The sequence below is a fragment of the Amycolatopsis circi genome, assembly GCF_003385235.1.
Classification (GTDB): Bacteria; Actinomycetota; Actinomycetes; order Mycobacteriales; family Pseudonocardiaceae; genus Amycolatopsis; species Amycolatopsis circi.
On record NZ_PQIA01000231.1, the window covers coordinates 1 to 8,272 of the forward strand.

Here is an 8,272-nt window from a genome sequence, read left to right on the forward strand (position 1 = left end):
GCGGGAATCAGGCGGTCGACGGTGACTGTGGGTAGTGGTTGGCTGGAGTGCGGACGGGTCAGCACGGGTAAACGCGAGCGGGCAGCAGGGCTGAGAGGGGCGGCAGCGGGTTGGAACGCGCCGGACTGGGCCCAGGTGGCATCGGCGGGGAAAGTCCGCTTCAGGGCGAGTCAGGGCCAGGGTGGGGGCTTGAGGAGCGAGCAAGGCAAGGGCAAAGCGCAAGGCCCAGGTGCGGGCGGCCGAACGAAAAACGGCTATTCGGCCTTCGCGAGTTCGTGGGCCAGGACGTCGGCGAAGGTGAAGGTGCCGGTCGGCTGGTCGCCCTCGCCCAGCAGGTACAGGCGCTTGACGGCGATGAGGATGCCCTCGGCCACGACGTCCCGGAAGGCGGGATCGCCCAGGCGGGCGGCGTCGTCCGGGTTGGTCAGGTAGCCGATTTCCACGCGGACGGCCGGGCAGCGCGTGCGGGTGAAGATTTCCCACGTCTTGTAGTGCGTGCGGCAGTCCAGCAGGCCGGTGCGGGCGGCGACCTCGCGCTGGATGAAGCCGGCCAGCAATTCGCCGACGGTGGACGTCGTGCCGTTGCCGGTGCCGAAGTGGAAGCTCGCCACGCCCTGCGCGCGGGGCGACGGGTTGCTGTCGCTGTGCAGCGACAGGAACAGGTCCGCGCCGGCGTCGTTGGCGAAACGAGCGCGTTCGAAATCAGTCGGGCTGTGGTTCGGGCCCCGGCTGATCAGGGCCTCCATGCCGGTGGCCTGCATCCGGCCTTCGAGCCGCCGTGCCAGGTCCCAGGCGATGTCCGCCTCGCGCAGGCCGCCGGCGACGACACCGAGGTCCTCGCCGCCGTGGCCCGGGTCGATCACGATGCGCTTGCCGCGCAGCCGCGGGCCTGCTTGGCGCACCTGCTCCTGCTCGCGCAGGAAAACCGGACGGCCGCCGCGGGCGCGCGGCGACGACAGGCGGTGCAGTTCGCGGATGGTGGCCGGGCCGCAAATTCCGTCGGACGTCAGCCGCATGTCGCGCTGGAACGTGCGCAGGGCGCGCTCGGTCTGGGGGCCGAAGTAGCCGTCCGGGCGGCCCGCGTCGAAGCCCAGCTCGGTGAGCCGCTCCTGAAGAGTGAAAACGTCGTCGCCGTTCACCGGCGCCGACAAAAGGTACTGGAGCGGGCGGCTCCCGAGGTGATAGCTGGCGCCCTTGAGCGCCTGGTACGTCGCAGGGCCCACCACACCGTCGGTGATGAGCCCGCGGCGCTGCTGGAACGCGCGCACGGCCTGCTCGACCGCGACGTCGAACGTGTTGTACCGCTCGGTCCCCGCCACCGGCGGGAGCAGATCCATCCCGGCAAGGATCGACCTGATCTCGGCGACGTCGGGACCGGCGTCACCGCGGCGGAGTACCCGCATGCACTCCTCGCTCTTCCTCAGGCACCGAAACCGGCTCGATGCGAAACAGAAACCCGGGTAGGGGTGTACCCAGGCACCCATTGTGCCCTGTGAACTCTCGGTGAGTACGCAGGCCCGGTCGGTGCGCCACCGGAGGGGCGCGCGGGCCCTCGGCGGACACGCCGAGTACACCTGCGCCCACACCCCCGCGCGGGTGGTTCCCGAACGTGCGAGAACCCGGACCGGCGAGTCGATCGTCGCTGGCCCGGGTTCTCAGCAGGTGGACCGCTCAGAGCACGTCGGCGAGATCGGACAGCAGCGCGGCCTTCGGCTTCGCGCCCACGATCTGCTTCACCGGCTTGCCGCCCTGGAACAGGATCAGCGTCGGAATCGACATCACCTGGTAGTCACGCGCCGTGTTCGGGTTCTCGTCGATGTCGATCTTCGCGACGGTGATCTTGTCGCCGTTTTCCTTGGCGATCTCCTCGAGCACCGGGGCGACCATCTTGCACGGGCCGCACCAGGTCGCCCAGAAGTCGACGAGAACGGGCTTCTCGCTGGTCAGGACGTCGTCCACGAACGACTTGTCAGTCACCTTCACGGGTTCGGACATCGCTTGCTCCTTCAACTCGGGGGGAAAGTCAGTGCTCGCCGGCGCCGTAGCCGCCGCCGACCAGTTCCGGCGCCTCGTGCGCCTCGGCCTCGCCGTGCTCCGCGAGCCATCGTTCCGCGTCGATCGCGGCGCTGCAGCCGGAACCGGCGGCGGTGATCGCCTGCCGGTAAGTGCGGTCAACCAGGTCGCCCGCGGCGAACACGCCGGGCACGTTCGTGTAGGAAGTGCGGCCCTGGGTCAGCACGTAGCCGTCCTCGTCCACGTCCACCTGACCGCGCACCAGTTCGCTGCGCGGGTCGTGGCCGATCGCGACGAAGAACCCGGTCACGTCGAGCGTCTTCTCGTCGCCGGACTGCGTGTCGCGCACCTTCAGGCCGGACACCGTCCCGTCGCCCTCGACGCCGGTGATCTGCGAGTTCAGCTGCCACTTGATCTTCTCGTTCGCGCGAGCGCGCTCGAGCATGATCTTCGACGCCCGGAACTCGTCGCGGCGGTGCACGATCGTCACGGACTTGGCGAACTTCGTCAGGAAGGTCGCCTCCTCCATCGCCGAGTCGCCGCCGCCGGCGACCGCGATGTCGTGGTCGCGGAAGAAGAAGCCGTCGCAGGTCGCACAGGCGGACACGCCGCGGCCGAGCAGCTCCTGCTCGCCCGGCACCTTCAGGTACCGCGCGGCGGCGCCCATGGCCAGCACGACAGCGCGAGCGGCGTAGCGCTTGCCGTTCGCGACGACGTACTTCACGTCGCCGGTCAGCTCAAGCGACTCGACGTCCTCCGCGCGCAGCTCGGCGCCGAAGCGCTCGGCCTGCTTGCGCATCTCCTCCATCAGGTCCGGACCCTGGATCCCGTCGCGGAAGCCCGGGAAGTTCTCGACCTCGGTGGTCGTCATCAGCGCGCCGCCGAACTGCGTGCCCTCGAACACCAGCGGTTCGAGCTGTGCGCGCGCCGCGTAGACCGCTGCGGTGTAACCGGCAGGACCCGACCCGACGACGATCAGGTTCCTGATTTCCTCGGCAGCCACCCGTCAACCCTCCGCTCGTCATGACCTGTGCTCCAGGCTCAACACGATCGTAGGTGGAGGTGTTCCCGGCGGTGACGCCCGCTACGTCCGGGCCGCTACTTCTTGCCGACCACCTTGTCGAACAGCTTGTCCGCGTTCCCCGGCCCGCAGTCCGCGCCGAACGCGACCAGCCGGAACTGCGCGAGCTTGCCGGTGGTGTAAATCGCCACCACGCCCGGCTTGCCCCCGACCGTCACCGGCCGCACGCCTTCCGGCCGCACCGCCGGGTCCATTCCGGCCGCGGCGACGCACGCGTCGAACCGTTTCGAGTCCTGCAGCGGGCCGTAGTTCCGCACGCCAAGACCGCCGCCCAGCAACGATTCCGCACCACTGCCGTCGCTGCCGACGGACGGGCCGCCCACCGCGGACGGTGCGGGCGCGGCGACGCCTGAGGTGTCTGAGGTGGTCGCGCCAGGAACCGACAGCGTGATGGCCACCGCGGCGGCCGCGGCCGCGGTCAGGATCCCCGCGCCCCAGCCGAGTTGCCGGTTCCGCCGCTTCCTCGCCGCCGACAGGTCCGCCACCGGCGCGACCGGCTGCTCAGCGGGCTCCGGTGCGGCGGCCGGAAACGTGGCCTCCTGCCGGGCCGCCGACTCCGCGGCGAGCGCGGCGTCGAGCCTGGCCGCGAACTCGGCGGGCATCGGCGGGGCCGGTTCCGCGGCGAGCGCGGACAGGTCGGCGGTGGTCGCTTCGAGGGCTTCGACAATCGCGCGCGCCTCCGGATCCGCGTTCACCCGCGGCCAGAGCTGCGCTGCCTCCTGGTCGTCGAGGACCCCGGCGTGGAGGTCGGCGAGCAGGTCGACAGACCAGGGCGGCCCGATGGTTCCGCCTGCCCCCCGGCTCTCGTCCGTCATCGTCCCTCCCCGTTCCCCGGCGAGCGCTGGGCTCGCCCGGCACTCCGGGACCCCTCCGAAGTGGCGTGCTTGCGTTTGCTTTCGTTAGTTGGGACGTCGCCACCCCCGTCCGGGTTCCGCAGATGCCCGAGAACCTTCGCGAGTTTTCCCCGCCCGCGCGCACACCGGCTCTTGACCGTGCCCTCGGCGATGCCGAGCATTTTCGCCGTCTCGGCCACCGAATAGCCCTCGACGTCGACGAGCAGGATCGGCGCGCGCTGGTCTTCGGGCAGCTGGTCGAGCGCCTTGCGGACCAGCAGGCTGGTTTCCTTGTCCGCCATCGAATCGCCGGGCGCGGCCGGTTCGTTGAACTCCCCGGTCTCGGGCAGCGGAACGGTCGGGCGGGCCTGCCTTCGCCGGATCCGGTCGAGGCACGCGTTCACCACGATCCGGTGCAGCCAGGTCGTGACCTGCGATTCCGCGCGGAACTTGCCCGCCGCGCGGAAGGCCGAGATGAACGCCTCCTGCAGCGCGTCCGCCGCCTCTTCCGGATCGCGCAGCGTGCGCAGCGCTACCGCCCACAAGCGGTCTCGATGCCGCCGGACCAGTTCACTGAACGCATGCGGATCGCCCGCGGCGTGTGCCGCGATCAGATCCGCATCCGTGGGAGCTGCAGCCGTCACCCGGCAGAGCCTACTGAGTCGTGCTCGCAGCTCACGCCGCAGGCAGGAAGCTCAGTTCTCCGATCTGGCTCAGGAAGCCGTTGCCGCCGTTGTCGCCCAGCTGGGTGATCCAGACGATGAAGTACTGGCCTTGCGTCGGCTGCTGCAGGTTGATCGTGGTGTCCGGCCCGTTCAGGTCGCCGCTTCCGACCACCTTCGTGTCGTCGAGCTGCGGATTCTTGCTGTCCGCAGACCGGATCTCGACCTTCGTGCCCGGGCTGTCCGCGCTGATCTTCACCTGCGCGAGGTTCACCGGGTTGTCGAACTGGACCGCGATCCCGACGCCGGGCTTCAGCGTGGGCAGCTGCTGCTGGTACTGGTCGGTCTTCCAGATCGTGCCCGGGTCGCCGTCGATCGTGTTCTTCGCCCGGCCCGGGTTGTCGCCCGAACCCTGCGGGTTGTAGACCGACGCCGACTTCGGGGCCACCGGGTCGCCGAGCTTCGGGCCCGCAGGCGGCTGGTTCGCAGGCGGCGGGGCTTGGTTGCCCGGTTTCGCCGGAGCGCTGCTCGGCGGGGCAGCGACGTTGATCGCGGGACCGGTGGGCTTGCCGTCGCCCTGGAACAGGTTGATCAGCATCAGCCCGCCCCACGCGAGGATCACCACGGTGGCGACGACCAGCACGGTGACGCCGAAGGCCAGCTTCCGCCGCCGCGCGACGTCCTTCACCGGCTTCTTCGTGGTCCAGATCGTGCCGTCGGTCTCCGCCGCCGCCTCGTCCTTGCCGACCGCGTTGATCAGCTGGGTGCGTTCCTCCTGCTCGGCGACCTGGCCGAGCACGCGCAGGATGGCCGAGCTGGTGCGGATCCCGCCGCTGCCGCCGTCCTCGATCGTGCGGACAGCCAGCGAAGACAGCTCCGGCGGCACCGCGGGCACCAGCGACCGCGGCGGCACGACGTGCCCCTGCGGGGTGAGCGGGGCCGCGGGGATCGCGGGCGGTCCGCCCGGCAGCGCCCAGCGTCCGGTGAGCAGCAGATACAGCACCGCGCCGAGCGCCTTGACGTCGTCGCGGAGAGTGGCTTCCGGCAGCGGGCCGGGGAAGGCGAGCTTGAGCGCGCCGCCCGGGGTGAGCCGCAGCCGCTGCGGGTGGTCGAGGCCGAGGACGAGACCGTTCTGGTGGGCGTGGTCGACCGCTTCGGCGAGCGCCTGCACCATCCGCGCGGCCGCGGCGGGGGCCACCGGGCGCTGCGCGACCAGGTCCACCAGGTCGCTGCCCTTGGTCCACTCCGCCACCACGACGCCGAGCAAGCCCTCGCTGGAGGTGACTCCGCTGCCGAGGCTCAGCACGTCCAGCACCCGTGCGACGCCGCCGTGCCCGAACTTCGACGCGTGCGCCGCCCGTTCCAGCGTGCGCCGGGCCTGCCGGGCCGCCTCCGGATCCGCCGGGTCGCCGACCAGCAAGGTCAGTGCGACATCCCGCTTGAGCTGCCCGTCTCGCGCCCGCCACAGGTGCGCGGCGGCCCGCTCGTCCACCCCGAACTGGGCAAGCAGGCGATACCGGCCGTCCCCTACGACGCGTCCGGGCGCGAGCGATCCGCCCCGGGCGCGAATGCCCGCGGCGTCCCCCGCCTGCTCGCTTCGTCTCGTGTCCACGCTCTCTCCCGCTTCGCTCCCGGCACCGAGGGTACCCGGATCATCAGCCGTAGAAGCGTCGTGAGTCGTGAATCAATCGTTACCCGCGCTTGATCAATCGAGTGAATCTCGATGTTACGGGCTTCAACTCCTCGACCTTCAGCGCCATGAGCACCCCGAACGAGACCGCGATCCCGACGAGTCCCTGCAGGATGAGCTTGATCCAGGCGTGCGGAACCGGGCTCAGCGACGAGGGCACGACCAGCCCGACGACCCAGGCGGCCCCGACCCCGAGGACGCTCGCCACGACGGTGAACAGGATCACTCCGATCACCCGCTTGCTCCGCAGGTTACCGAGCGTCACCCACAGCCACACCTGGCCGAGCATCGCGCCGATCACGTAGGTCAGCGCGTTCACCATCATCACGCCGAGCACGACGTTCTCCGCGTTCAGCAGCACCGGGCACAGGAACAGCAGCGGCACCTTGACCACGGTCATCACGATCATGATCAACGTCGGGGTGCGGGCGTCCTTCATCGCGTAGAACACGCGCATCTGGAGCATCACCAGCGCGTACGGCAGCAGCGCGAACGCCGTGATCGCCAGCGCCTGGCCCATTCGCTCGGCGTCTTCCAGCCGTCCCTTGCCCATCGCGAACAGCGCGACGCCCATCGAGGTGCCGACGATGGTCATCACCGCGGAGATCGGCACGAGGGTCACCGTCGAGATCCGCGAGGCGTAGGACAGGTCGCTGACCAGCTTCTTCGTGTCGCCGTCGGCGGCGGCGCGGCTCATCCTCGGCATGATCGCGGTCAGCAGCGACACGCCGAGCACGCCGTAGGGCAACTGGAACAGCAGCCACGCGTAGTTGTAGGCGGTGACGCCGCCCGAGGTGCCCTTGGTGAGCACGCGGGTGGTGATCGTGAGGCCGACCTGGCTGACCGCGACGTAGCCGACGACCCACAGGGCCAGTCCGCCGAACTCCTTCATCCGGCTGTCCAGGCCCCAGCGCCAGCGCGGACGGAAGCCCGACCGCAGCAGCGGCGGGATCAGCATGAGCGCCTGCGCGGCGATGCCGCCGGTGACGCCGAGGCCGAGGGTGAGCACCTTCGGATCGGTGATCGACGGATGGTCGGTGTCGATCGAACCGGGCATCAGCCACACCACGAGGATGGTGAAGATGACCACCAGGTTGTTGATCACCGGCGCCCAGGCGGTCGGCCCGAACACGTGCTTGGCGTTCAGCATCGCCGAGACCAGCGCGAACACGCCGTAGAAGAAGATCTCCGGCAGCAGCAGGTAGGCGAACGCCGTGGTCAGGCCGCCGCTCGCGTGGCCGGACGAATCGATGTAGAGCGACGTGAACGCCGGCGCCGCGATCACCGCGATCACGGTGCCGATGAACAGCACGGTGACGCCGGTGGTCAGCAGCCGCTGCGCATAGGCCTGACCGTGGTCCGGATCGTCCTGCGAACGCACCAGCAGCGGCACCACCACACTGGTGAGCACGCCGCCGAGCAGCAGCTCGAAGATGATGTTCGGCATCGTGTTCGCGACGTTGAACGAGTCGGTCGCGATTCCGGAACCGATCGCCGCGACCAGCAGCACCTTCCACAGGAAGCCGGTGATGCGGCTGATCAGCGACGCGATCGCCATCCGGCCGGACGCCTTGGCGACCGAAGGGCCCTCGTCCTTCGGCTGCTGCGGAGCCTCGGTCGGACGCGCGAGCGGCGCGTCCTTGATCCGCGGCATGACCTGGGTGGCCAGCGCGTCGTACGGGCGCAGCACGTCCGGGTCGGCGGTCGGCCAGCGCGACGGAGCCGCCAGCGGGACGCCGGCGGTGCGCGGGATGAACCGGGTGGCGTCCGGGTCCCGCATCGCCTCTTCCTGCCACGGCCGGATCGGCGCGTTGGGCCGCGGGCCGCGGCCGCGATGCACGGCAGGCTGCGGGACCGGCGCGTTCGCGGGCGGCGGCGTCGGCTGCGGAAGCTGGCCGCGGTTGGGCGGCTGGTTCGCCGGCGGAAGCGGTTGCGGACCCGACGGCGGGAGCTGCTGCGGGCCGGACGGAGGCCCGGACGGTCGATGCGAGGA

At 70.4% G+C, this 8,272-nt stretch carries 7 protein-coding genes; all 7 read right to left on the reverse strand.

Annotation, left to right across the window (positions count from 1 at the left end):
- Positions 1 to 254: 254 nt before the first annotated feature.
- Positions 255 to 1,403, reverse strand: coding sequence for an N-acetylmuramoyl-L-alanine amidase (locus tag D0D37_RS44895; protein WP_116206661.1), 1,149 nt, complete (start codon positions 1,401 to 1,403; stop codon positions 255 to 257).
- A gap of 268 nt (positions 1,404 to 1,671) precedes the next feature.
- Positions 1,672 to 1,995: a thioredoxin gene (gene trxA, locus D0D37_RS44900; RefSeq protein ID WP_116206662.1), complete on the reverse strand. Its 324-nt coding sequence runs from the start codon at positions 1,993 to 1,995 to the stop codon at positions 1,672 to 1,674.
- A 28-nt stretch (positions 1,996 to 2,023) separates the two neighbouring features.
- Positions 2,024 to 3,016 (reverse strand): thioredoxin-disulfide reductase, encoded by a 993-nt coding sequence (trxB, locus tag D0D37_RS44905; RefSeq protein WP_116206663.1) that lies wholly within the window; start codon positions 3,014 to 3,016, stop codon positions 2,024 to 2,026.
- A gap of 95 nt (positions 3,017 to 3,111) precedes the next feature.
- A complete protein-coding gene (locus tag D0D37_RS44910) occupies positions 3,112 to 3,909 on the reverse strand; it encodes a hypothetical protein (protein ID WP_116206664.1) in 798 nt (265 codons plus the stop codon).
- On the reverse strand, positions 3,906 to 4,571 hold the full coding sequence (gene sigM / locus D0D37_RS44915; protein ID WP_116206665.1) for an RNA polymerase sigma factor SigM: 666 nt from the start codon (positions 4,569 to 4,571) through the stop codon (positions 3,906 to 3,908). Before sigM ends, D0D37_RS44910 begins: the two co-directional genes overlap by 4 nt.
- 31 nt (positions 4,572 to 4,602) lie before the next feature.
- Positions 4,603 to 6,201 carry a protein kinase family protein gene (locus D0D37_RS44920; protein WP_116206666.1) on the reverse strand — a complete coding sequence of 533 codons (1,599 nt, stop codon included), beginning with the start codon at positions 6,199 to 6,201 and terminating at the stop codon, positions 4,603 to 4,605.
- A gap of 79 nt (positions 6,202 to 6,280) precedes the next feature.
- A complete protein-coding gene (gene murJ / locus D0D37_RS44925; RefSeq protein WP_425267041.1) occupies positions 6,281 to 8,083 on the reverse strand; it encodes a murein biosynthesis integral membrane protein MurJ in 1,803 nt (600 codons plus the stop codon).
- Positions 8,084 to 8,272: the final 189 nt, after the last annotated feature.

Coding starts and splice junctions, on each gene's coding strand:
- D0D37_RS44895 (WP_116206661.1), bottom strand. CDS start 1,403: ATGCGGGTACTCCGCCGCGGTGACGCCGGTCCCGACGTCGCCGAGATC.
- trxA (WP_116206662.1), bottom strand. CDS start 1,995: ATGTCCGAACCCGTGAAGGTGACTGACAAGTCGTTCGTGGACGACGTC.
- D0D37_RS44910 (WP_116206664.1), bottom strand. CDS start 3,909: ATGACGGACGAGAGCCGGGGGGCAGGCGGAACCATCGGGCCGCCCTGG.